This window comes from Flagellimonas alginilytica (assembly GCF_042134605.1).
Lineage (GTDB): Bacteria > Bacteroidota > Bacteroidia > Flavobacteriales > Flavobacteriaceae > Flagellimonas > Flagellimonas alginolytica.
This window is the reverse complement of record NZ_CP169638.1, coordinates 1,306,398-1,332,151: the sequence shown is the minus strand read 5'-3', so window position 1 is coordinate 1,332,151 and position 25,754 is coordinate 1,306,398. Positions and strand designations below refer to the sequence as shown.

At 41.7% G+C, this 25,754-nt stretch carries 22 protein-coding genes; 1 reads left to right on the top strand and 21 read right to left on the bottom strand.

Annotated elements, in window-relative coordinates; genetic code table 11:
* Nucleotides 1-14 precede the first annotated feature (14 nt).
* From ABTP35_RS05875 to ABTP35_RS05775, 21 genes are all read right to left on the bottom strand, one after another.
* Nucleotides 15-1,151, bottom strand: coding sequence for a permease (locus tag ABTP35_RS05875; RefSeq protein ID WP_293298375.1), 1,137 nt, complete (start codon nucleotides 1,149-1,151; stop codon nucleotides 15-17).
* Entirely contained in the window at nucleotides 1,151-2,350 is a 1,200-nt protein-coding gene (locus tag ABTP35_RS05870) for a histidinol-phosphate transaminase (protein ID WP_293298378.1), read from the bottom strand. Before ABTP35_RS05870 ends, ABTP35_RS05875 begins: the two co-directional genes overlap by 1 nt.
* 143 nt (nucleotides 2,351-2,493) lie before the next feature.
* A complete protein-coding gene (locus tag ABTP35_RS05865) occupies nucleotides 2,494-3,093 on the bottom strand; it encodes a TetR/AcrR family transcriptional regulator (RefSeq protein WP_293298381.1) in 600 nt (199 codons plus the stop codon).
* 6 nt (nucleotides 3,094-3,099) lie between these two features.
* Nucleotides 3,100-4,500 carry an efflux transporter outer membrane subunit gene (locus tag ABTP35_RS05860; protein ID WP_375334475.1) on the bottom strand — a complete coding sequence of 467 codons (1,401 nt, stop codon included), beginning with the start codon at nucleotides 4,498-4,500 and terminating at the stop codon, nucleotides 3,100-3,102.
* A gap of 31 nt (nucleotides 4,501-4,531) precedes the next feature.
* Nucleotides 4,532-7,678: an efflux RND transporter permease subunit gene (locus tag ABTP35_RS05855; RefSeq protein WP_293298387.1), complete on the bottom strand. Its 3,147-nt coding sequence runs from the start codon at nucleotides 7,676-7,678 to the stop codon at nucleotides 4,532-4,534.
* A gap of 26 nt (nucleotides 7,679-7,704) precedes the next feature.
* Entirely contained in the window at nucleotides 7,705-8,778 is a 1,074-nt protein-coding gene (locus ABTP35_RS05850) for an efflux RND transporter periplasmic adaptor subunit (RefSeq protein ID WP_293298390.1), read from the bottom strand.
* Nucleotides 8,779-8,799: 21 nt separating this feature from the next.
* On the bottom strand, nucleotides 8,800-9,294 hold the full coding sequence (locus ABTP35_RS05845) for a GbsR/MarR family transcriptional regulator (protein ID WP_224836110.1): 495 nt from the start codon (nucleotides 9,292-9,294) through the stop codon (nucleotides 8,800-8,802).
* Between the two features lie 102 nt (nucleotides 9,295-9,396).
* Complete coding sequence (locus ABTP35_RS05840; RefSeq protein WP_252080857.1) at nucleotides 9,397-9,795, bottom strand: hypothetical protein; 399 nt, start codon at nucleotides 9,793-9,795, stop codon at nucleotides 9,397-9,399.
* Between the two features lie 12 nt (nucleotides 9,796-9,807).
* The gene (gene pheS, locus ABTP35_RS05835) at nucleotides 9,808-10,827 is read right to left on the bottom strand and encodes a phenylalanine--tRNA ligase subunit alpha (RefSeq protein WP_293298395.1); all 1,020 of its coding nucleotides are present in this window, start codon (nucleotides 10,825-10,827) and stop codon (nucleotides 9,808-9,810) included.
* Nucleotides 10,828-11,008: 181 nt separating this feature from the next.
* Nucleotides 11,009-12,862, bottom strand: coding sequence for a SulP family inorganic anion transporter (locus ABTP35_RS05830; RefSeq protein ID WP_293298397.1), 1,854 nt, complete (start codon nucleotides 12,860-12,862; stop codon nucleotides 11,009-11,011).
* Nucleotides 12,863-12,964: 102 nt separating this feature from the next.
* A complete protein-coding gene (locus ABTP35_RS05825) occupies nucleotides 12,965-13,591 on the bottom strand; it encodes a carbonic anhydrase family protein (protein ID WP_293298400.1) in 627 nt (208 codons plus the stop codon).
* A 9-nt stretch (nucleotides 13,592-13,600) separates the two neighbouring features.
* Complete coding sequence (locus tag ABTP35_RS05820) at nucleotides 13,601-15,184, bottom strand: SulP family inorganic anion transporter (protein ID WP_252080854.1); 1,584 nt, start codon at nucleotides 15,182-15,184, stop codon at nucleotides 13,601-13,603.
* Nucleotides 15,185-15,266: 82 nt separating this feature from the next.
* On the bottom strand, nucleotides 15,267-15,575 hold the full coding sequence (locus tag ABTP35_RS05815) for a hypothetical protein (RefSeq protein ID WP_224836116.1): 309 nt from the start codon (nucleotides 15,573-15,575) through the stop codon (nucleotides 15,267-15,269).
* A gap of 59 nt (nucleotides 15,576-15,634) precedes the next feature.
* Nucleotides 15,635-16,399 carry an SH3 domain-containing protein gene (locus ABTP35_RS05810; protein ID WP_293298407.1) on the bottom strand — a complete coding sequence of 255 codons (765 nt, stop codon included), beginning with the start codon at nucleotides 16,397-16,399 and terminating at the stop codon, nucleotides 15,635-15,637.
* Nucleotides 16,396-18,183, bottom strand: a complete 1,788-nt coding sequence (locus tag ABTP35_RS05805) for a BatD family protein (protein WP_293298410.1) — start codon at nucleotides 18,181-18,183, stop codon at nucleotides 16,396-16,398. Before ABTP35_RS05805 ends, ABTP35_RS05810 begins: the two co-directional genes overlap by 4 nt.
* Nucleotides 18,183-19,076, bottom strand: coding sequence for a tetratricopeptide repeat protein (locus ABTP35_RS05800; protein ID WP_293299135.1), 894 nt, complete (start codon nucleotides 19,074-19,076; stop codon nucleotides 18,183-18,185). Before ABTP35_RS05800 ends, ABTP35_RS05805 begins: the two co-directional genes overlap by 1 nt.
* Nucleotides 19,069-20,115 (bottom strand): VWA domain-containing protein, encoded by a 1,047-nt coding sequence (locus ABTP35_RS05795; RefSeq protein ID WP_252080849.1) that lies wholly within the window; start codon nucleotides 20,113-20,115, stop codon nucleotides 19,069-19,071. Before ABTP35_RS05795 ends, ABTP35_RS05800 begins: the two co-directional genes overlap by 8 nt.
* Before the next feature lie 3 nt (nucleotides 20,116-20,118).
* Complete coding sequence (locus ABTP35_RS05790; protein WP_293298413.1) at nucleotides 20,119-21,117, bottom strand: VWA domain-containing protein; 999 nt, start codon at nucleotides 21,115-21,117, stop codon at nucleotides 20,119-20,121.
* Nucleotides 21,118-22,773, bottom strand: a complete 1,656-nt coding sequence (locus ABTP35_RS05785; protein WP_313790261.1) for a BatD family protein — start codon at nucleotides 22,771-22,773, stop codon at nucleotides 21,118-21,120.
* Nucleotides 22,774-22,778: 5 nt separating this feature from the next.
* Nucleotides 22,779-23,645, bottom strand: a complete 867-nt coding sequence (locus ABTP35_RS05780; protein ID WP_293298419.1) for a DUF58 domain-containing protein — start codon at nucleotides 23,643-23,645, stop codon at nucleotides 22,779-22,781.
* Nucleotides 23,646-23,714: 69 nt separating this feature from the next.
* Nucleotides 23,715-24,716 carry a MoxR family ATPase gene (locus ABTP35_RS05775; RefSeq protein WP_293298422.1) on the bottom strand — a complete coding sequence of 334 codons (1,002 nt, stop codon included), beginning with the start codon at nucleotides 24,714-24,716 and terminating at the stop codon, nucleotides 23,715-23,717.
* A 159-nt stretch (nucleotides 24,717-24,875) separates the two neighbouring features.
* Between ABTP35_RS05775 and ABTP35_RS05770 the strand changes: the two genes are divergently transcribed.
* On the top strand, nucleotides 24,876-25,748 hold the full coding sequence (locus ABTP35_RS05770) for an aldo/keto reductase (RefSeq protein ID WP_293298425.1): 873 nt from the start codon (nucleotides 24,876-24,878) through the stop codon (nucleotides 25,746-25,748).
* Nucleotides 25,749-25,754 lie beyond the last annotated feature (6 nt).

The window sequence follows — 25,754 nt, the reverse complement described above, 5'->3', positions numbered from 1 at the left end:
GTTGCCAATTGAACTTAAGCAGCTTTTTCTGTTGTTGGATTTAGTTTATGGTTGATAGTTTTTTGCTCCGACCACTTTTTTTTGTTGATTACACTGATCAAAGGAAAAGTGAATCCAACGCCTAAAAATAAAGCGGCCATCAAAAATATATTAAACGGATTTACAAAGAAGGATCCACTGTTCAATGTTGCAAGAATCAACATGGTGGAAAGTGGGAACGAAAGAGCTAGAATGGTTACCCCAAAATCACTATTGAAAGTTTTGCTTTTTGTTTTTTTATCCATCTCCATTCCATCGACAGTTGCAATATGGGCATAGGGCCAAAAACTACAGGCACTAAGACCAAAGGCCAATGTTAACAAGATTTCGTTTTGCGCGTTAATCCCTGTTATGGCCACAAAAAGTCCAGAAATAAACAATACCAATCCTGCCCGGGCGCACAATAAGGAAAATATTTGAAAAAACTGTTTTCTCTTGATCTTTACCGCCAAACCTATAAACAATAATACCAAAGGAGTCATGATCAAACTGAGTTTTTCGAGTGTTTCACTCATAAAAAACGGAAGCGAGTCCATAGTTAGACCAAAGACCAGCAAAACCAAAGCAGCACCGATAAATATATTGACCGGTTCGGAAATCATTGCTTTGATCAAGGGCATTAATCGGGTTCCGCCATTTTTTTCTTTGCTGGATTGTTGGCCATAATGCCAGTTCATAGCAACGAGATATAAAAAAAAGAGCACAAAAATCTTATTGCCCAGATCGGACATCGCCGCTTTTGCCAAATAGGATTCTCCCAAAAATTCCACGATAAAGGGAAAAGCGGACAAACCAGGTGCCAATGAGGGAATCAATAACTTAGCTGTTCTATACTCCGAAGTTCCTTTGCCAATGCCCAATGGGGGTAAAATAACGGACATGGAAAAGAACAGCAAAACGTTAAGGCCAAGAGCCAATAAGGGCAATATTAAAAGCGGCAGTTCTACCTTGACTCCCAACAACGCAATAAATATGGTTGCCGGCAGTGCAAGGTTTAGAATCACTTTTTTTATTCCAGTAATTTCTTCTTTGGATTTAAATTTAGCTTTGAGCAAGATTCCAATAAAGATGAAAAAAAGGAATACTATGGTTTTTTGAATTCCAATATCCACTATACCAACACTTTATTGAGTGCACTGGTAAAAGTTTTCATTTCTTCCATGGTGCCCATACTTACTCGGCACCAGTTTTGATCCATAAATTGAAATGCTCGAACGCCCACCTTTAACTCGGTCATTTGTTCAAGGAACGGTTTGCCCTCCATTTGAATAGGAAAAATTATGAAACTAGTGGAAGAAGGCACATAAGAATCTATTCCCAATTGTTTTAGACTTGAGTACACATACTCCCTGCATTCGGCATTTAGGGTTCGTGATTTATCTATAAAATCAGCATCATCCATGGCAGCAATCGCCCCATATACGGAGGGCAGCGTAATTCCCATTCCGCCTCGGGTTATCTTTTTCAACCTGTCCAAGGTTTCTTCAAGAGCTACGATATAGCCTACCCGAAGTCCTGCCATACCATGTATTTTGGAAAATGTCCTTGCGATTATAACATTTTTTCCTTGGTTTATTAAGGACACTATACTTTTTTTGGCACCATCTTCCAAGAACCATAAATAGGCTTCATCTACAAAAATGGGTACTTTTTCCGATACGCGTGAACAAAAGTCAACCAACTCTTCATGATCGGTCATAGAACCGGTGGGGTTGTTCGGGTTACAGATATAGACCAGTTTTGTTTGGTCGTCGATAGCTTCTTCCATTGCTTTGAGGTCGTGGGACCAATCCTCTTTTAGTGGAACAGGTTTCCAAGTTGCCCCCACGGATTCGGCCACTCTGATCAAGGACATGTAAGAAGGATCGGCGGAAACAACATTGCCACCATCTTTAAAAAAAACCATGGCTGTCTTTTCCAAAAGGTCGGACGACCCTGGCCCCATCATAATGTTTTTACTCTCAACTTTTTCAAAGTCCGCTATTTTGTCGACCAACTGAAATAGTTCTTTCCAAGCATATCTGTTACCGCCGGAGACGGAGTTTTTAAATGCCTCCATGGCCATTGGAGATGGCCCGTATGGATTTTCGTTTGCATTTAACTTTGCAGCCAATTCTGGCATTAAATCTTCAGGTTTTGGCAAATATTCTTTAAAGAACGGACTATATATTGCGTTTCCTTCGGCATCCAAGGTCAATGGAGCTTTAGGAGTTTCGGCCAATCCCATATATGGCAAAGCCATTGCCCCACCTGCTGTGAGAACGCTTTTTCTTATCCAATCGCGTCTGTTGATGTTAGTTGTAGTTCCCATTGGTTATTTAGTTTTTAGAAGAAATTAAAATTATATGATCAATTCACTAAAATCAACGATAAAAACGCAAAAAACAGGGGTTTAAAGAGGTGTTATCTCAATAAAGAAGCTTAAAATTTAAAAAAAGAGCAATATTATTACCGTTAAACAGGGCATTTTTGAAGATAATTCAACGTAAGAATACCTCGCAAGTTGTTTATGATAATGTGGTCCAGAAGTTCTTTGATGCTAAACTCGTTGAAGAGATTTTCTTTGGAATAAACAATGTCTTCCATGCGGGACAGAAATAATGTACAAACCAGTTCTAGATTGACATTAGGCCTTATTTGTTCCAATGTTTGAGCCTTTTGCAAAAGAGGATGTACCATGTTCCAAACAATCTCTTTTTTAAGCTCAATATACTTTTGATAGGCTTCGGGATAGTATTTGTTCAGGCCTCTTAAAAAAGAAGGGTTGAGGTTTTGATATACCATCAACCCTTTTTTGTATATGTAGATTATAGTGGTAAGGGGCTCTTCCTTATTCGGGTTTTCTGATATGTATTTTTCAATGTCTGTACGGATATCATTTAAAAAATACGCTAAGCTTTCAGAGACCAGCTTTTCCTTACTGCTAAAATGCTTGTATAGTGTTTTTTTCGAAATTCCTAGCTCGGAGGCCAATTCATCCATAGAGAATCGTTTACTCCCAAATTTGGTAAAGTTCTCGATAGCGTGGGCCAATATTTCGATTTTATCACTCAAAATAAACTATTTCCAGCCTCCGCCCAGTGCCCTGTACAATTCCACAATAGCACTTAACTGTGCATATTGTGAATCAACATAGTTGAGTTCGGAGTTCAATGCATTTTGTCTTGCGGTCAACACTTCTAAATAATTGGCCAAACCATTGTTCAACAATTCTTCGGAATAAGTTTCGGCCGTTGCGTATGCTTCGAGTTCTTTGGCCCGTGCCTCTAACTTTTGGCTTTCCGCATTATAGGTATATAGGGCATCACTGACCTCTCTTCCGGCCGTTAACAGGGCTTGTTTGTAAGCAAGCAAAGCTTGTTCTTGTTGTGCTTTGGCCACTTCCATTTGGGTACGTAGTTTTCTGCCATTAAAGATCGGCTGGGTCAACGAGCCTACAAGATTTGAAAATAGCGAACTGGCATCCAACCAATTATCAAACTCCAAACTCTGAAAACCACCGGTAGCGGATAGGCTTAACGAAGGATAAAGACTGCTCTTGGCTACATTGGTAAGTTCAAAAGCATTGATAAGACCGTATTCCGCCTGCATCACATCTGGTCGATTGGCAAGTAACAGGTATGGGACCCCGGTACTTAGATCTGTATCGATGGATTGATTGTCCAAATTGCCTCTTTCAATTTTTTGCGGTCCTTCGCCCAAAAGAATGCTAAAAGCATTTTCCAACAATTTAATGTTGTTCTCCAAGTCGATCACAATGATCTCGGTGGTGTGTACTTGAGCTTTGGTTTGCTTTACGGCGACTTCCGTAACCTGCCCTGCATCTTTTAGGGCCATGGTGGTCTCCAGGCTCTTTTTTCGGGCGTCCAAAGTCTGTTTGGCCACTTCCAATTGTTTGTCCAAGGCCATAAGTTGGAAATACGTGGTCGCAATTCCCGCAATCAAATTGGTCTTTACAGCTTGGTGGGCAGAAACACTTTGTAAGTAAGATGCCCCGGCAGCCCGTTTGTTACTTCTGATCTTACCCCAAACATCGGCCTCCCAAGAAAGGGTGCCCGAGAGTTCGTACTGCTCCAGAGGTCTGGTAAAAAAACTTCCAAACTGACTGTTCTCGGAGTTTTTTGTCCTAGTAAAGCTTGTTGTGCCGGACAGGGTCGGGTAATAACCGGCCTTGCCCTGTATTACATAAGCTTCTGCGGCCACAACATTTTGTAGCGCAATTCGGATATCAATATTATTTTCCAATCCTTGCTCAATATAAGCCGCAAGCTGTTCGTCCTTGAACAGATCTCTCCAAGAAACATCCGCCATGGAGATGCTATCCTGTGGCAAATTGTCGGTCCTGTAAAGACTTTCGGTCTCAAGTTCTGGTCTACTGTAGTTTTTTGCCACAAAACAAGATTGCAATAGCAGAGGTACTGCAAGTAGCAAAAACAATTTATATGAAGGTTTAATTTTCATGGATTATAATCTTTGTTGGTTCAAAGGATGATTAGGTATTGTTCTGATTTTGAGATGCTTCGGGCTTGCCTGAAAAACGCTCCTGTATGGCTTGGAATATTACAAACAGGACAGGAATCACAAATACACCCAGAATGGTTCCCACAAGCATTCCACCTACAGCACTTACACCGATTGAACGGTTTCCGATGGCACCAATTCCTGAAGATAGTGCCAATGGCAAAAGACCAAAGATGAATGCAAAGGAGGTCATTAAGATTGGACGTAACCTTGCTCTGGCCCCTTCGGCGGCGGCATCATAAAGCGATAATCCCGACTTTCTTCTTTGCAGGGCAAATTCTACGATCAAAATGGCATTTTTAGCCAAGAGACCTATGAGCATGATCAGTGCAATCTGGAAATAAATATTGTTTTCCAAACCGGCCAAATTCACAAATAAAATGGCTCCTGCAATACCAAATGGCAACGATAGCAATATGGAAAGCGGCAAAATATAACTTTCGTACTGAGCACTCAATAAGAAGTACACGAACACCAAGCTCAAAATAAAAATGATTATGGTCTGGCTGCCCGCACTGTTCTCCTCTTTGGTAAGGCCGGAATACTCGAAAGTATAGTTGTTGGGCAATACTTGTGCGGCAACTTCTTCAATTGCGGTAATCGCATCACCGGTACTGTAACCAGGGTTCATGGCACCATTGACTTTAACCGAGTTCAAAAGGTTGAACCTGCTTACAATCTCGGGGCCGTATATTTTCTTTAAGGAAACAAATTGAGATACGGGAACAGATTCACCGTTTGCATTACTGACAAATATGTGGTTAAGGCTCTTTTCGTCCGCCCTGTCTTCCGGCCTGGCCTGGATCATTACTCGATACTGTTTACCGAACTTATTAAAGTCTGTGGTGTACAGTCCCCCATAATAGCCTTGCATTGCATTGAATATATCGGTAACGGCCAAACCTGCCAACTTGGTTTTTTCTACGTCCACCTGTAACTCATACTGAGGAAAATTTGGGTTGAACGAAGTAATGGCATACTGGACTTCCGGTCTTGCATTCAAGGCAGCTAAAAACTCGTTGGTAGTTTTACCTATGGATTGCCAATCTTCTGCATCGGTGTTCTGTAAGTTTAGTTCAAAACCGGCCGAGTTACCGAATCCCCTTACCGCTGGCGGGGTAAAGAAGAAAATACGAGCATCTTTTAATCCTGCTGTTTTTGCAAATAATTGCCCAATGGTAGCCTCAACGGTTTGTGAAGGTTCTGTTCTGTTTTCCCAATCTTGTAATCGAATTACGGAGAATCCGTAGGAACCACCGTTAACACTGTTTAGGATACTAAAACCGGTTATGTTCATACGGGCTTTAATAATTCCCATGGATTCGTATATGGAATCCAGTTTCTTAACGGTTTTTTGGGTTTCCTCCAAAGTTGTTCCGGGCGGCATGGTAACATCTGCAAAGATGATTCCTTTGTCCTCGTTGGGGATAAACCCGGAAGGCGTGGTTCTGAAGAGGAAAAAAACAACTATACCTGTGCCTACTAAAAGAGCCAAGGTAACCCACTTTCTTTTGACCAACGTACCAATGGTGTTGGTATACTTATTGGTCATTGCCGTAAAACCAATATTGAAAGCTTTGAAGAAACGGGCAATTAAGTTTGATTTTTTACCTTTTTCATGCTCGTGCGGTTTTAAAAACAGGGCCGCTAGTGCAGGACTCAGTGTTAAGGCGTTTATGGCAGAAATTAAAATGGCAACGGCCAATGTAATACCGAACTGTTGATAAAACACACCGGAAGACCCACCTATAAAGGATACCGGGATAAATACGGCGGACATTACCAAGGTGATGGAGATAATGGCCCCGGAAATCTCGGACATAGCCGTTTTGGTGGCCACTTTTGCATTTTGTGCACCTTCTTCCATTTTGGCGTGTACCGCCTCCACCACTACAATGGCATCATCCACCACAATACCAATGGCTAGGATCATGGCAAACAGAGTAAGCATGTTTATGGAGTACCCGAACAACTGTAGAAAGAAAAAGGTACCTACAATGGCCACGGGAACGGCGATTGCAGGAATTAATGTCGATCTAAAGTCCTGAAGGAACAGGAACACCACAATAAACACTAAAATAAATGCTTCTACCAAGGTTTGCACTACATGGTCTATGGAAGCATCAAGGAAGTCTTTTGAATTGAACGGGATAACATAATCCAAGCCTTTTGGGAAGTTAGCTTTTGATTCTTCCAGAATAGCCTCGATGTTTTCAATGATCTCGTTGGCGTTGGATCCCGAAGTTTGGAAAATACCCACTGCAGTTCCGGGGTTGCCCATACCTTCGTTCTTGGTTCCGTAATTAAAAGCGCCAAGTTCTATTTCAGCTACATCCTTCAGACGTAAAAACTGGCCATTTTCCTCGGCTCTTATAATTATGTTCTCATATTCTGCTTCTTCTGCTAACCGTCCTTTGTATTTTAGGACATACTCATATACACCGTCGGCATTTTCGCCGATCTTACCGGTAGCCGCCTCAAGGTTCTGCTCTCGCAAAGCCGCTTGAATGTCGGATGGCATCAGGTTAAATGCGGACATCTTTTCTGGGTCTAACCAAATACGCATGGAGTAATCCTTGGAACCGAACACGGTAACATTTCCAACCCCTTCAATACGTTGAAGTTTGGGAACTATATTTATTCTTGCGTAGTTCTCTACAAAGGTTGCATCGTAATTTTCGTTCTCCGAGAATAAAGAGAAGAACATAAGGGCACTGGTCTGTGACTTTTGGGTAATTACCCCTGTTTGTACCACAGCCTGTGGAAGTACACTATTGGCTCGGGCCACTCGGTTCTGCACGTTTACCGCGGCAATATCGGGGTTTGTGCCCAACTTAAAGAATACATTGATTGTGGCGTTACCGTCGTTACTGGCATTGGAGGTCATGTAGAGCATGTCTTCCACACCGTTGATTTGTTCCTCCAAAGGAACCACCACACTTTTGAGCACGGTTTCCGCATTGGCACCGGTGTAGGTACTTGTTACCTGAACGGTCGGCGGAGCAATTTCTGGATATTCTTCTACCGCTAGGCTACTTAAACCTAAAAGACCGAGAATAACAATGATTATCGAAATCACCGTGGAGAGCACGGGCCGATCTATAAATCTTTGAAACATGGGTTATCTTTTACTTATGTGATGTGTTATTTAATTGGATTTATGGATTGTCCTTCCCTAAGTTTGGAAACACCCTCTACAACAATCGTGTTTCCGGGTTGTACACCTTGGGATACCAAATACTCCGAATCGGTCTGATCAATAATGTTGATTTTTTGCGATTTTACAGTGTTGTCATCTTGAAGTATATAGACCAATTTGTTCCCTTGTATATCCACTGTGGCCATTTTGGGGACAACCATAACATCTTTTTGTGGAGAAGGTACCTTGATGGTTCCCGTACTTCCGGAACTCAATAAAAAGTTGGGATTGTTAAAATCTGCTCTTAAGGTAACACTTCCTGTAGTTGGATTGATGATATTGTTCACCATGGCAATCTTCCCTTTATGTGGATATGTTTCACCATTGATCATTACCAATTCCACCTCTGGAGAATTCTCCGAAGAAACCGAAGCACCACCTTTGGTCATTTTGCTCTTCATGTCCAAAAGTTGCTTTTCTGTCATGGAGAAATAAGCGCGCACCGTACTTATATCCGATACTACCGTTAATGGTTGTCCCATTGAACTGCTTACCAAGGCGCCCACTTTGTATGGAATCTCCCCAATATAACCGTTAACGGGACTAACAATATTGGAGTACCCAATGTTGGCTGCAATACTGCTATAGGTACTTTTTGCTTGTTCCAATTGAGCCTTGGCCGTTTTTAGTTGAACTTCGCTTATAATGTTCTTTTCAACCAAAGGAACTAGCTTGTCCACTTCTACTTGGGCGACATTTACTGCTGCTTTGGCGGCTTGGGCATCTTGAGAAAGCGTCTGGGTTTCCAGTTTAAAAAGTAACTGGCCTTTTTTAACTTGTTGACCTTCTTCAACATAGATTTTTTGGACAAAACCGGAGACCTTTGGCCAAATTTCAACGTTTTGTTCCCCTTCTATATTGGTAGAGTAGGAGTTGAACAAGGTAATGTCCTGTTTCTCTAGGGTATTTACTTTTAGTGATGGCGCTTGAGGAGCAGTGGCTTGTTGCTCATTTTTACCACCACAGGAAGCTAAAATAGCAAGACTAATGGCAGATAGGCCTAATGCAATTTTTTTCATGTTTAGTATTGTTGGGGTTGTTTAATTGTGATTATGATTTTCTAATTCTTTAAGTACTTGAAGGGTATTGCTCAGTAATTCTTCACTTTGCTTAATAAATGAGTGATAGATCTCTGCCCGTTCTTTATTGGTCTCATACCTTTCGGGATTATAAGTTTGATTATAGTTTCTGATTTTCGTTATAATTCGGTTTTCTGTCTCAATACGTTTTAATTTTTCTTCCAATTTGTTTAGGTAGAAAGTGTTGGCCGCTGAGGTCTTAAAATATCTTTTCCTGTCTCCCGGTTTGGTGAAGTAGGTAATCAATCCCAATTTTAGTAGGAGATTAATTGCGGTAGATATGGAGCTTTTACTTGCACATCGGTTAATTTGGCATTCTTCAAAACTGAGCCCATTACGGTTGGTGACCACAAGCATTGCATATAGTCTTGCAGCCAATGGCGGAATATCGTGTTGGTTTTCCAAATGGATTCCAAGTTCCTCGATCAGTTCTTTTTTTTGCTCTTCTCTGGACATTTTTTTAAAAATTGAAGCGCAAAATTAGTGTTGGTTCGGTAATTACCGAACTAATAAGAACTAAAAGTTTGTTAAAAGATGGAAATGGAGGAAAACGCGAGGTCAATCTTTTGATAAAACCCCTTCTGATTGTATTACGGGGATGGTACTGAGATTTTTTTCTGTAACCGTATGTTTAGGAAATAAAAATCGTTTTTCAAAGAGTTTGTTCTCGGCAAAAAAAGTTACAAAGAACTCATTGTTTAGTGCAAGGACATCTTCTTGCAATACTTCTACTTTTTTAAAGCTACCCGGTTCCAGTGTTCCAATACCATGTCGTATGGTGGATGTTCTGGTATCTCCATCAAACCCTTTGGAGACCACAATGGCCATTTCGATGGTATCCGACCTGTTGTTTATTAAATAGGCGTTCCAATCTTTGGATAGAAATTCTTCGTTCCATTCATGTACTATGGCCACGTGTACGTCGGTGGCAATCGGAATTTCAAAATCCTTTTTCATAAAAATTATGATCTAAAGGGCGCTCTTAAACTGCTCCAAGAAACGTACATCGTTTTCACTGAGCAATCTAATGTCTGAAATCTGATGCAACAAAAGAGCAATCCGATCTATTCCCATTCCAAAGGCAAAGCCTGAATACACTTCTGGGTCTATTCCACAATTTTTGAGCACATTGGGGTCCACCATGCCACAGCCCATAATCTCCAGCCATCCGGTACCTTTGGTCATACGGTAATCGGTTTCGGTTTCCAGCCCCCAATATACATCTACCTCGGCACTGGGCTCGGTAAATGGAAAATAAGATGGGCGTAGTCTTATTTTTGACTTCCCAAACATTTCTGACGTAAAATATTGCAACGTTTGCTTTAAATCTGCGAAAGACACATTTTTATCTACGTACAAACCTTCCACTTGGTGAAAAAAACAATGTGAGCGGGCAGAAATGGCCTCGTTTCGGTACACTCTCCCGGGCGAAATAGTTCTAATAGGAGGCTGATTGGCTTCCATGTACCTTACTTGTACCGATGAGGTGTGGGTACGCAGTAGGATGTCGGGGTCGGTCTGGATAAAAAATGTATCCTGCATATCCCGTGCCGGATGGTATTCCGGTAGGTTGAGCGCTGTAAAGTTGTGCCAATCATCCTCGATTTCAGGACCTTCGGATACATTGAAACCGATTCTTGAGAAAATATCTATGATCTGGTTCTTTACAATGGATATAGGGTGGCGTGCACCTAGCGATACAGGTTCGCCAGGGCGTGTTAGGTCCCCATATTTCCCAGCTACTTCAGCCTGGCTTTCCAATGCTTCCTTGAGTTCGTTCACTTTATTGGTAGCGGCACTCTTTAATTGATTGATCACCTTGCCAAAATCCTTTTTTTGATCGTTTGGCACGTTTTTAAACTCCGAAAAGAAGCTGTTCAACAATCCTTTTTTTCCCAGATATTTGATTCGGAATGCTTCTATTTCATCTATAGAGGTCGAAGTGAATTTTTCTACTTCAGCAATATGTTCCTTTATGGTCTCAATCATGATTGATTACGCTATTGGCGGACAAATTTAGCAAATTGTCCTAGAATATATGGGTTATGCGATAATATCTACTGTTCCGAGAACCGGATTTCACTGTAAATAGTGTTCATCCCAAAAAATATTATATGGTAAAAATTAAATATTCGGGCGGAAAATAGTTTTTGGCAATGTTTGTTCGTTTTTATTCCTTCGTGTTTAGATGTGTATCTACCCATGCCAAACACGACTTTAAATTGCTAAAAACGTTGTTTTCCGGAATCAGGTCAGGAATAATGTCTATTCGTTCGAGCATATACCTTGGCTGTTCCAAAATATTGACCAATAGTATTGTTGCGCCCTTTCGTTTTAGATCTTGCAACACATCTTCCATTGCATAGAGCCCTGTTTGGTCCATATACTGCATTCTGCCCATTCTAATTATTACAGTGGAAGCAGAATCTGGAATTTGGGAGGCAAGTTGTTGAAACTCGTTGGTCGAACCAAAGAACAAAGGTCCGTTTATGTGTTTTATAAATACTTTGTCCAGGATTTTTTTTGGCACATTTTTTTCATCTGACCATGCTTCTTCCCGAAGAGCCTTTACTTTGGAATGCTTAGCGGTTAGGTCTCCGATTTTTTTCATGAACATTAGCGAAGCTATAACAAGACCAATACCAACGGCATATACCAAGTTCCAAACCGAAGAAAGTACCAATACCACTAACATAATAATCACTTCCGAGCTTAATTTTAGTGGTCCAAGTTTAATGTCTTTGGGCAGATGTGGAATGGCTTTTAATCCCCGATAATCCATAACACCGATACCTACTGTGACCAATATACCGGCCAACACGGCTGCAGGTATTTGCGAAGCTACTGGTCCTAGGGCTAGCAGAATAACCAATAATAAAATGCCAGCGACCATACCGGAGAGCTTTGTTTTACCGCCAGAATTAATGTTCACTACGGTTCTAATGGTTGCTCCAGCTCCAGGAAGACCACCAAAAATCGCAGCAATACTGTTTCCGATACCCTGGCCTACCAATTCTTTGTTGGGGTTGTGTTTGGTCTGGGTCATGTTGTCGGCAACTACCGAAGTCAATAAGGAGTCAATAGCGCCCAATAATGCCAAAGTAAGTGCCGTAAAAATGTAGGGGCTTACCGAATCAAATTGAAACGACGTAAAAATATCAAGGTTTGGAACGGGCAAGCCACTAGGAATTTGTTCTATGGGCCTGTAGTTCCAACCAAAACCATATGCAACCCCGGAAACAGCTATCAAAGCCACCAAAGTACTCGGAATTGCGGTTGTAATTTTTTTGAACCCATAAATTATAAAAATGGTCGCCAACGCCAAAGCAAGCTCCAACCAATTGATGTTGTTGATTGCCCTGGGCAGTACCTTAAAAGTTCCAAGAACGCCCGAGGCATCTTTGGATGCCAAAGTACTGGCTTCTTTCAACATATCATCATGGGTGATCTTTTTGGCCCTTTTAATGGTTTCCGTGAAATTTTCCAATACCAAAATTCCTTCTCCGGCTTCTTCTTTTAGAATGTTTTCCAAGATTTTTTCTTCGGCCTCTGGCATAAATTGATTGACATAATCCGAGTCTTCTTTTGGATAATACCCAACAGCTGGTAATATCTGGGTAACTAGTATTATTACACCAATTGCGGTCATAAACCCGGAAACCACGGGATATGGAATGTATTTTATATACTTTCCGAGCCCAACAAGACCTAAACCAATTTGCATAAGGCCTGCCAAAAGAAATACAGTAAGAATGGCCGGGAGTGCTTTGCCCACATCTCCATCGTTTACGGCAATAATACCAGCAATAACTACCATGCTAACCGCTGTCATGGGTGCGGTAGGGCCGGAGATTTGGGTGTTTGTACCACCAAAAAGTGCGGCAAAAAAGCTAATAAATATGGCACCGTACAGACCAGCGCTCGGCCCAAGACCGGAACTTACACCAAAGGCTAGTGCCAAGGGAAGCGCTACAATGCCCGCTGTAATTCCACCGAATAAATCTCCTCTAAAGTGTTTGAACATGGTATGGCTGTTGTTTTTGGTAATTGAATATAGAAATATTTATACTTAAAAAATGCCAGCAGGAAACCCTACTGGCATTGCTTACGTAAAGTTAATGTGAATTTATAAAAAAGTCACTTTACCATCGGATATGTCGTACATGGCACCGACCAGGGCTATTTCACCCGCTTCCTCCATTTCCTTGAGCACTTCGCTCTGTTTTCGGATGTTGTCCAAGGTCATTTCCACATTTTTAACCGCGACAGCATCAACAAATTCCAAGTTTTTGGAGTTTCTCATGCTTTCATCTTTTGGCTCGGATACAGCTTCTACTGCAGGCTCAATCTTGTTTATCAAAGCAGTTAGGTTACCTAGGCGAGCATGGTCACAAGCTCCCTTAACAGCACCACAGCTTGTGTGGCCTAGTACAACAATAGCTTTTGTGCCGGCCAACTTACAGGCAAACTCCATACTCCCCAAAATGTCTTCGTTCACAAAGTTCCCGGCAATTCTTATGCTGAAAATGTCGCCAAGACCTTGATCGAACACAAGCTCTGCAGAAACTCGGGAATCGATACAACTTAAAATGGTCGCAAAAGGAAATTGCCCATCCTTGGTATCGTTCACTTGTTCCAAAAGGTTTCTGTTTGCTTTTAAGTTTTGTTGAAACCGCTCATTGCCTTCCTTTAAAAAATCGATGGCTTTTTTAGGGGTCATCGTCGACTGTGTTTCTTTTGTGTGTGCTTTCATAAGTATATTTTATGCCGATTTTTTCGGTCTTAGATTAAAGAATTCGATATAGCTCTCCGGATTTTCTACTTCACCTCTTTCAGAAATTATTTTGATGTCGATGTTTCTATTTTTGGCCTTGCTGGAAAAATCCTCTAAAATTTCCACGATATCATTATCAAGATAGCGTGTTTTTCTTACGTCCAATTCCAGGTACGAATTTTCTGGAAGGCTATCCAACTCTTTTAGAATGGCCCCTTTGTTGAAAAAGGTTACTTCTTCTGCCAAGGTCATTTTAATTTTGTGGGCACCATTGCTCTTATCCTCTATATGAAGGAAGTGTGAGTTTTGGTAACTCTTGATCAAAACTACCACGATTCCAACTAACAGACCAAGGCTGATTCCTACTAAAAGGTCTGTGAAAACAATACCAACAACGGTTACGATAAATGGAACAAATTGTTTCCAACCTGCTTGGTACATAGTTTTGAACAAGCTTGGTTTTGCAAGTTTGTAACCTACAATAAATAGGATGGCCGCCAAAACGGACAGAGGTATTTTATTGAGAAGGGTCGGGATGATGATGACCGATCCCAAAAGTAAAAAACCATGGATAATGGCAGAAGCTTTTGTTTTACCTCCAGATTGAATATTTGCTGAACTACGCACAATAACTTGTGTTACCGGCAGTCCTCCGACCAAACCGGACAGTGTATTGCCTACTCCTTGGGCCATAAGCTCTCGGTTGGTGGGTGTAGTTCTTTTTAAAGGGTCCAATTTATCTGTGGCCTCCACACAGAGCAAGGTTTCCAAACTGGCCACAAGTGCAATGGTAAACGCTGTGATCCAAACCTCGGTGCTGGTGATCACCGAAAAATTAGGAAAACTAAAGAAACCTAAAAAGGACTCGAAACTATCGGGTACGGGAACACTGACCAAATGTTCTTGAGAGATGCCCCAAGTCTCATTTCCCTGTGTTACCGTAAAATAAATGATTCCAAGGACTACGGCTACCAATGGTCCTTGTACAAGTTCAAAGATTTTTGATTTTTTGGTCAATACCTGGCTCCACAAAATCAATATTGCCAACGAGATAAACGCAATAATAGTAGCACCCGGACTTATAAAATTCACGGTATTGATGATTTCACTAAAGGTATTTTCACCATCAACTTGAAAAAAGGCAAAATCTCCTTCGGGATCGGCATCGTAACCAAAAAAATGGGGAATCTGTTTTAGAATGATGATGATACCGATACCGGTAAGCATTCCCTTAATTACGGATGATGGAAAATAGTAGGCGATGACACCAGCTCTCAAGATTCCGAAAAGAAACTGTAGGACACCTCCCAAAACCACGGCAACCAGAAAGTTCTGATAACCCCCCAAAGTGCCAATGGCCGTAAGAACAATTGCAGCCAGTCCTGCTGCCGGGCCACTTACCCCTATTTGTGAACCGCTTAATCCTCCAACAACGATTCCTCCGATAATACCTGCGATGAGACCCGAAAAGAGAGGTGCTCCACTGGCCAGGGCGATACCCAAACATAGGGGTAGTGCCACAAAAAAGACCACTATACTTGCAGGCAAGTCATTTTTTAAATTCTTGAACATAATAATAAGTAAGATTTGTCCGCCACACCGGGATTACTGGATAGGGGACGTTGAAAATTTGATTTGAACGTAAAATTGAGTGTTAAACCAATTTTCGGGGAGGAGGGTCTAGTGTTTCGAGTGTAAACTCTAAAACAGCGAATACATATCCCAAGGCGTTGTTGCTTTTCTCCTGATTTATAGAAGGATCCATAGCAAAAAAGCTTTTGTACAGGAAGTATTTGCTATCAAATGTTTTATTGTTCGATGTATCGTGGGTGTTGTTTTCCTCTTCGGAAGAACCTAAAATAATGGCCGTACTGTACTCCTTGCCCAAAAGGGGCACAAAGGAAGAGGTCATCAGAATGAAGACCATCAAAAAAGAAGCAAGTGGTAAGGCCAGTATTCGCATAAATACTTATAAGTTTTGCAAATTTACGATAAGACGTAAAGATTTCTGTTAAAATATAACTAAAAATCTTTTAATGGCTTAATGGTGTTATCCATTAACCATCCAGTTTGACCATCTGCAATGCGTATCCTCCTCCAATCATCCAACTCTTCCAAGATGTTTACTTTGGTCCCTTCGTGTAGGGTGAAAATGGCCGCACTGTTGTTGTTTGGTTCGGAAGTTACTTGAACTTCTTTGCTAAAAACAATGGCTGGATCATCATTTTTGTACTGTTGATGGTTGAGGTAAGCCATTAAGATACAAACACTCCCCAATGCTAAAGAAAAAATACTCGAGATAAAGGCGGCTCTTTTTTGGTTGGCCGGTCGTAAAAAATAATAGGCCATGTACGCCAGAACGAATAAAAAAATTAGTCCAACGGCAATATATGCCCACTGATCGGAAGAGAACATACCGACTATGGCAGTATATATCCGTGAAAGCTCAGTTTTTGGCATTTCTTCTATGGCATCCAAACGCATATTCTGCGCAAACCTAAGATTGTTTTGAATCTCTTTGTTGTTCGGGTCCAAAAGCAGTGCCTTCTCATAAAAGTAAATACTTGGGCCTATGGCATTTAACTTATAGTTGCAATTCCCAAGATTGAAATATACCGAGGACGAATGTTCTCCGTTTTCAAGTATTTTTTTATAATTCTCAATGGCCGAAGAGTATTCGCCATTGTTGTACAGTTCTGTAGCTTCGTTAAAGAGTGCTTCATTTTGGGAAAATCCCAAAGAGCACCAACCAAGACAAATTAAAAGGACTATTTTTTTTGTGCTCATAATTGCTTGTCCAATTTAGATATTACATCGCTCGCCTTTTCGTAATCCTGTTGCATCTGAACATTGGAGAATGGGCTATATCGAGCCATTTCGCAACTTCTCAGCAATTCAATAAACCCAGAAATGTCATTTGTGTCGACATTCTTTTCCGAAAGAATATGGGTTATTTTATCCTTGCTGAATTCCGAGGTCTCTATATGTAACTTTGCTTTTAAATAGTTGTGCAGTCCTTTTTCCAGGGCTACATAAAATGCCTCTTTATTGCCAAGCTCCTTTTTTGCGGTGGAAAGATATTTTCTGGCCAATTTGTTGGCTTGCTTGATTTTGTTTCCGATCACATCGCTGGCAATGGCCTCACGTTTCTTAAAAAAGAAAATGGCCAATGGGATCAAGAGTAGGGGTGCCAATAAAAGGATAAAAAACGTATTTGAGCCAAAAAAGCGCTTTTGATCGATGGGCTTTAGGTTGGGATTAATGTTGATGAAATGGAACTGTTCCCCGGTAGGCACAACCAATTGTTTATTCGCCGAAGGTGCCGAGACATTATCGGAATTTCCTGTTGGTCCCTCTATTACCTCAATGTTTATTTCTTCCGAGTTGATGGTATTGTACCTTCCCGTCGAAGGATTAAAATAGCTGAAGGAGATACTGGGTATGGGATATTTTCCTCGGAAAGAGGGCACAATAGTGTAATTATTGGCTACTTTACCTTCCATTCCAGTACTGTAGGTACGGATGTTCTCGTCGTATTCTGGATCATAAACTTCCAGGGAGCTAGGCAATTCTGGTTCGGGAAGTTGAAATAATTTTAGGTTACCCTTTCCGGTCACTTCAACTTTTGCCTGCAACGATTCCGAAGCGTTCAGTTGTGTTTTGCTCGTAGTTACCGAAAAATCAAATTCACCCACCGCTCCACTAAAATTCTCCGGTTTACCGGCTTCGGGCAATGGTTTTACGTTGATGGTCCTATTGCCTGCGGAGACCGTTTTACTGGTCTGGGTGTAAATTCTGCCCCCGAAAAAATCCCTACGGTCTGTAGGCACATCAACAAACACTTCCAAGGATAACGGTTCTATGTCCAGCTTTCCGGCTTTTTGTGGATATAGTACCACTCGTTTTAAAACCACGTAGCGGTATGGCTTGCCTTGATATGTTCCATTCTGGGCCGTATGCTTGGTTACCGGGATATCCTGACTCCAAAAATTGTTGTAGGTCGGGTTGTCCAATGGGCGGTAATTAGTAACACTAATGTTCGGACTTACATATAGTTTGTAAAGTACGGTTACGGCTTCGTTGAGATATGGATTTGCTTTGGATACCTCTGCAACTAAATGAAGGCTCTCATCGGCAACATCATCAACAGTTTTTTGAGAATTCGGCTTGTCCACGGCTGCGGTCACTTCCACGTTTTGTGGAGTCGTCTTGTAAGTTTTCCCCTCAATTTCTATGGTAGCCTGATTAATGGTGAAACTTCCTCTGGCCGTGGGTACTAGGATGTAGGTGTAGGTTTTGGAAAAACTGCGCTTGCCATTAATCCACGAGGAGCTTATGGATTGGGAAGGTCCCATTACTACCTTAAAACCATCAAACTGGGGCGGTTTAAAGTTATCGCCATCCCTGTTCATGGTAAAATCAACTCTTAGGCGTTCGTTTATGCCCAGTTCCTCTTTGCTCAAGTTCAGGGTAAACGTAACCTGATCGGAATCTTCCTGAGCATGGGAATATATTCCTGTTAAAAGGAAGAGGCCCAAAATCAACCCTATGTTGCCCATCAAGGTTTTCATTACCAGTCTTTTTCGTTTTTAATTTTTTTGCCCCGAACTTTTCTTGCTTCCATTTTCTCCTGCACTTTTTTCTCTTCGTTTTGCATGGCCTCTAACAGGTTCTGAATCTGTTGCTTGGAAAGCTGATTGGGTTTTGGTTGTTGTTTTTGGTCTTGTGGCTGGTCCCCTTCGTTGGGCTTTTTCTCCTGTTCTTTTTTCTTATCACCATCGCCCTTTTGATTTTCTTCGGGCTTGTCCTCACCATTTTCACCTTGGTCTCCCTTGTCCTTGTTTTCGTCTTCTTTTTGTTCGCCCTCGTCTTTCTTTTCCTTGTCGCCCCCTTCGTTGTTCTGGTCTTTGTTTTTGTCCTTATCCTCGTTTTCTTGATCTTTTTTGTCTTGATCGTCTTTATTCTGATCGTTCTTTTGCTCGTCCTGCTGTTTTTCGAGCATTTTTTTGGCCAGGGCAAGATTATAACGGGTCTCGTCGTCGGTTGGGTTGCTGCGCAAGGCTTGCTTATAGGCCTCAACGGCTTTTTCGTATTCTTTGTTTTTCATGAACACATTGCCCATATTGTGAAAGGCCTTGTGTTTTTCACTCTTGTCCGCTGCGGCGTCACCGGCTTCTTTGTACCGGCCAAAGGCTTCGCCAAAACTTTCTCGGTTGTAATAGGCATTGCCCAAATTAAATCTAGCGGCCGCGTTTTTATCGCTTTTGGAAATGGCCTTTCTATATTCTGCCTCTGCGGACACAAAGTTGTTGGAAGTTAGCTCTTGGTTGGCCTCGTAGGTGATATTGGTAGAGGCCTGTAGTGCTTTTTCAGCTTCTCTCTGCGCTTTTTCGATATTGTTTTCCTGTGCCTGGATCGCTGTAAAACTTAGCAATAGTCCAAACATTAACGTCATCTTATTCATCATCGTGCTCGTTAAAAAGATTCAGTTTTTTCAACCATTGTGTTTTTCTGTCCAAAACAAAGATGTCCAAAAATAAAAATAAAAAGCCGGCCGCAAGAAACCATTGGAATTGGTCTTTGTATTCTGCAAATTGCTTGGCTTCGAACTCGGTTTTGTCCATCCTGTTCAATTGTTCTTTGATGTATTCCACCGCATTTTCGGTGTTGGAGCCATCAATATAATCACCATTGCCCCTATCGGCAATCTCGATCAGTACGTTTTCGTTTAGTTTGGTAATAACAACCTCCCCTTGGTTATCTTTTTTCAGGCTTTCAACTATGCCATTTCTTTTAATGGGTATAGGTGCTCCTTTTGGTTTGCCCACGCCTATAGTAAAAACACGGATTCCGTTTTGGTTGGCTTGTTCGACCGCATCCAAGGTGGTGTTTTCCGAGTGGTCCTCTCCATCCGACACGATGAACAGCACCCGATTGGTCTGCTGTGAATCATCGTAATAGGTGCTGGCCAGGTCAATTGCGGCGTTTATGGCGGTTCCTTGGGAGGATAACATATCCGTATTCATGCCCTGTAGGAACATTTTTGCAGCACCATAATCTGTAGTAATGGGCAATTGCGGATAGGCTTGTCCGGCGTAGGCGATAATCCCGATACGATCGCTTGCCAATTGATTGATTATTTCTGATACGATTCGCTTTGCCTTCTCCAACCGATTTGGGGCAATATCCTCTGCCAACATACTTTTGGATACGTCGATGGCGAAGACGATGTCCACGCCTTCACGTTTTACGGTTTCCAGTTTTGTTCCAATTTTGGGGTTTACCAAGCCCAGAATCAAAAAAGTAAGGCCGGCCAACAAAAATACCAGCTTTACAGCGGATTTAAATGAGGACCGATTAGGGGCCAATCGTTTGAGCAGATTGGTGTTCGCAAATCGTTTTTGGGTCTTTTTTTTCCAGATTTGAAGAAAAAAGAAGGCTAGGACCATAACGGGAATTATGGCCAAGAGATAGAAATAAATTTTTTCGTCAAACTGAATCATTCGTTAAATAAAACTTTTAAAGATGGAGTTGCGCAGCCCCCATTCCAACAACAATAAAATACCGGCCAGAAATATTAGGGGCCTAAATTTTTCTTCGTATTTGTAATATTTAAATTCTTCTATTTCGGTTTTCTCCAATTTGTTAATCTCGTCATAGATTTCTTCCAGAGATTCGTTATCCGTGGCACGGAAATATTTGCCGCCCGTCACTTCTGCGATTTCTTCCAAAAGCTTTTCATCAATCTCCACTTGTCGCATTCCGTACCTAAAGGAGCCATCTCTGTTGTAGGCAATGGGAGAAAGTGCATTGCCGTTGGTTCCCAGACCAATGGTGTATGTTTTTATTCCAAACTCCACGGCAAGATCGGCTGCTGTTCTGGGTTCAATAAAGCCAGAATTATTGACACCATCCGTTAAAAGAATGATAACTTTACTGATGGCCTTGCTTTCCTTTAATCGATTTACCGATGTGGCCAAGCCCATTCCAATGGCGGTACCGTCTTCCAGTTCACCATAGGTGATATCGTCCAGGGCGGCCAAAACAATGGTCTTGTCACTGGTAATAGGGGTTTTGGTATAACTCTCTCCGGCATATCCTACTAGTCCGATACGATCGTTGGGGCGTTGTTCAATAAAATTGGCCGCCACTTCTTTTAGGGCGGATAGTCGGTTCGGTTTTAAATCGCGGGCCAACATACTGGAAGACACATCGATGGCCATAACAATATCGATCCCCTTTGTGGTTTTTGTCCGTGTCGAGATATCCTCTGTTTGAGGTCTTGCCAAAGCTGTGATGATGGCCGCCAAGGCTAATAGTCGGATTCCAAACAGTACTGGTTTTATTTTAGAGGCCCAACTTTTGACCGTAAATCCTTTGATGCTGGAGATACGGAGTGATGCCATTTCATTTTTTCGTTTGAAAAAATACCATAGCAAAGCCAATGGCAGCAATAAAAGCAGCCAGAAAAATTCAGGATTTGCAAACTCTATATTCTCAAACATTTATGCTTGTGTTTTTACGTCTAAACTGGTTAAAATTCGTTCCACGATCTCTTCGGCATATTCATCGCCATCTTCCCAAGTGATCACTATTTGTTGAATAAACCCTTTTCCACCGAACGATAGAATGTTGTATTTTGCTTTTTTACTATCGCCATCCGGTTCGCCAAAAGATCCCGACCCATAGGTTTTTAATCCTTTTACACCCGATTGGGTAACAAATTCTTCCTGTTTGGTAATGATGTTTTTAAGACCCAATTGTTCGAACTTGTTTAGCGTGGAAACAATTATAGCTTCAAAATTAGGATCTTCGTTCTGTTCTTTAAAGGTGATGGAACTCGTACTAACGGAAAAAATACCGACATAACTGCCGTAGGAGAAGGTTTGCAATTCCTTGATCAGCTCTTCGGTTTCTTTGGGCAACTCAATTTCCTTACGGACCAATACGTCTGGCGTTTCCATCAAAATTGGTGGAAAACCATAGGAACTTGCCACCCATTCTCCTTCCAAAAGATCTTTGGTAGGATAGCCGAAAACGGTGTCCCTTACTTTTTTTGCGCCAAAGTAAGCAACGGAAAAAACACTGCCCAAAATTAGAACTCCCGCAAAAATTGCTGCCGCCCAGTATATTCGCTTACGTTGTTTTTTCTTGGCCAGTTCTTCCAGATATTCCTCGTTCAAGAGTAAATCCTCTTCTGTGGGCTCTGGCAGGGCTTCGTGGGTTTTTATAACGATTTGTTCTACAATTTTTCTATCGTGTTCAGCAAGGGAAGTAGCAGGTTTTGATTTGGCAAACTTCACCAGATCCGCGGTCTGCAATATTTTTTGAAACTGATGGATGGTGTCGTCGTCCAAATTGAGTTCACCGGCATCTTTGAGCATTTCCAACTTGGTGATGAGTTCCGAGGTAGTGCTCTCCATCGCCGAAACGTGTACGTCCTCTTCTAAATAGGCCCTAACGATATCTGTGAGCTCGGAATAGTATTGTTTATACTCGTCTTGTATGAGATACTTGGAATTTTCCAGCTTTTTTAGTTCCATTAAGGCACGGTCGTAAGGCGGTAGCAAAGCTACTTTTTCCTCTTCGGTCAATGGTTTTTTGCGTAAAAAGAACCAATAGACCAGACCACCGACCACAATCAGCCCCAAAAGAATCCAGAGAGCGGTAAGCCACATATCGGCATTGCTCCGTTCTACCTCAATCAATGGTTTGATGTCATACATCTTTTGTTTGGTTGTATCTACTGCAACATCGGCTACCTTAACTTGGAACGAATCTGTAAAAAATGGTTGCTCGTTAATGGCGATCCGTTGTGGAGGAATGGTATACGCGCCGCTGTCAAACTGGGTCAGGGCATAGATTTTTTGAAGGATTACTTTTTCTTCATTTTTTATGGTGTCGGCCATAATGGCCTCTACGGTTTCAAGCGGCGAGAAGGTTTGCCCTTCGGGAAAGAAAACCACATCGGTAGAGTCCGCCTCTACCGTAATTTTGTATTGTATCTGTTCCCCTATTTTAATGGATAGGGTGTCCACTTCGGCGTTTACCTTTGGATCGGATTGAGCCCGGCCCGTTATGGGCAAGAGGAATAGGAGCGACAGGGCGATCCATATGATTGGATGCCTATGTCTATCTCTGATTATATGTAAATTGTCCATTAGCATTATCCTCTTCGTTTAAAATAGCCCAATAGTTTTCTTACATAGCTTTCATCCGTTCTGCAGTTAATTGCTCCGGAACCGGATTTTTTAAAGGAATTGGTGAAATACGCGACCTTTTCCAAGTAATGTTTTCCGTAGGCAGAACGCACTTGTTTGGATTGGGTGTTAACCAATTGAACTTCGCCTGTTTCGGCGTCTTGCATCTGCACCATACCAAGATTTGGAATGTTTTCTTCACGTTTGTCGAATACCCTGATCCCGGTAACATCGTGCTTATTGCCTACAATGCGAAGTGTATTGTCGTAGTCGTCCGCCATAAAATCGGAAAGCACAAAAACAATGGCTTTCTTCTTCATAACATTGGTCAAGAATTTTAGAGCTTCCGCAATGTTGGTCTTGTTGCTTTTTGGCTGAAATTCCAACAATTCCCGAATTATTCGAAGTACGTGACTTTTCCCTTTTTTTGGCGGGATAAAAAGTTCCACTTCGTCAGAAAAAAGAATGAGACCTACCTTATCGTTGTTCTGAAGTGCCGAAAATGCAAGGGTTGCCGAAATCTCGGTAATGATTTCTTTTTTAAATTGGTTGGATGTACCAAAAAGTTCCGATCCGCTTACGTCCACCATCAACATCATGGTTAGTTCGCGTTCTTCTTCGAATACTTTTACAAATGGCTCGTTGTAGCGTGCGGTCACGTTCCAGTCGATACTTCTTACATCGTCCCCAAACTGATACTGTCTTACTTCACTGAACGTCATCCCCCGACCTTTGAACGTAGAGTGGTATTCCCCACCAAAAATATGGTCGGAAAGACGCCGGGTCTTAATTTCAATTTTACGTACTTTTTTTAGTAGTTCTTTTGTATCCATTTGGTTCAAATAAATAGGTTTTCGGGTTGGTTAAAAGTATTGCTACTTATTCCGATAAACATTGAACCGCTAAGGCACTTCTACCTCGTTTACAATCTTGTTGATGATTTCTTCGGAAGTAATATTTTCCGCCTCGGCCTCGTAAGTGATCCCGATACGGTGGCGAAGCACATCGTGTACCACCGCCCTTACATCTTCGGGGACCACATAACCTCTTCGTTTGATGAACGCGTAGCACTTGGATGCATTCGCCAAGTTGATACTACCTCTTGGAGAAGCGCCAAAACTAATGAGCGGCTTTAAGCTTTCCAAGTTATATTTTTCAGGGTATCGTGTTGCGAAAATGAGGTCGAGGATATATTTTTCGATTTTTTCGTCCATATAAACCTCGCGAACGGTTGCTTGGGCCCTAAGAATTTGTTCCAAGGACACTACGGGCTTAATGGGTTCTGTTTCGCCTATTAGGTTTTGGCGAATAATGAGTTGTTCTTCGTTGAGTTTTGGATAATCGATTACCGTTTTTAGCATAAAACGGTCGACTTGGGCCTCGGGAAGAGGGTAGGTACCTTCTTGTTCTACGGGGTTTTGCGTGGCCATTACCAAAAAGGGCTTGTCCAAAATAAAGGTTTCGTCACCAATGGTAACCTGCTTTTCCTGCATGGCCTCCAAAAGTGCGGATTGTACCTTGGCAGGTGCCCTGTTGATTTCGTCCGCCAACACAAAATTGGCAAAAATTGGTCCTTTTTTTATGGAGAAATCGTTTTCTTTTATGTTGTAGATCAATGTACCGATAACGTCTGCCGGCAAAAGATCAGGGGTAAACTGTATTCTGCTAAAACTGCCCTTTACTGCTTTGGCCAAGGTGTTGATGGCCAATGTTTTTGCTAATCCGGGAACACCTTCGAGCAGAATATGCCCTTTTCCCAATAGACCGATCAATAGACGTTCTACCATGTGGGTCTGCCCTACAATAGCTTTGTTCATTTCAACCGTTAAAAGGTCAATAAAAGCGCTTTCTTGGGCGATTTTCTCATTCACAGCACTAATATCAATAGTAGTGTTTTCTTCCATTGTATACTTTTATTGTTTGGTGTTAAGGTCGGGGTTTTTACTAAGGTGTGCAAAATGAAAATTTATTTAAAACCCACCTGTTAATTAATGGTTAAAAAAAACGCTAAAGCCCTAGTTTTATGAAGGATTTAAGGGTTTAATTTTATACTTTGAGCACTTATGGAACAGACAACGAATTTTTCCCGCATTATATCGGGAGCAATGACCTGGGGGAGCTGGGGCAAAAAACTTTCAAAAATAGAAATGGTCGAATTAATGCACCACAGCATGGATTGTGGACTCACTACATTTGATCATGCCGATATTTATGGCGGATATTCAACAGAGTCGGAATTTGGAAAGGCTTTTGCAGAGAGCGGTATCAAAAGGGAGAATATCCAATTGATCACTAAATGCGGAATCCAACTTACCGATGGGAGGAACAACAAGATCAATCATTACCAATACGATAAACAATATATTATTGAATCTGCAGAAGAATCCTTAAAAAAGTTGAATACCGACTATCTGGATTTTTTCTTGATACACCGACCTAGTCCATTAATGCAGCCCGAAGAAATGGCAGAAGCAGCCCAACATTTGTTGCAAAGCGGTAAAATAAATCGGTTCGGAGTTTCCAATTTTACCCCATCGCAAGTCGCCATGTTGGAAAAATGGATGCCGGTGGAGGGAAACCAGGTCGAATTTTCCCTGACCCATAATAAACCAATGTACGATGGTACTTTTGATGATTGTATCGGCAATAAAAGAATGGCCATGGCCTGGAGTCCATTGGGAAGCTTTTTTAGGGAAACCGATGAGCAGACAGAGCGGATAAAAGAAGCGATGAATCCATTGTTGGACAAATATAATGTGAATGAAAGCCAGTTGCTCTTGGCTTGGATTTTAAAACACCCAGCCAAGGTACACCCGGTGATCGGAACCACCAACAAAGAAAGAATTGAACAATCGGCAGCCGCCGTAAACATAGAATTGGAACTTCAGGATTGGTTTGCCCTTTTGGTAGCTAGCCAAGGACACGATGTTCCTTAGAATTTA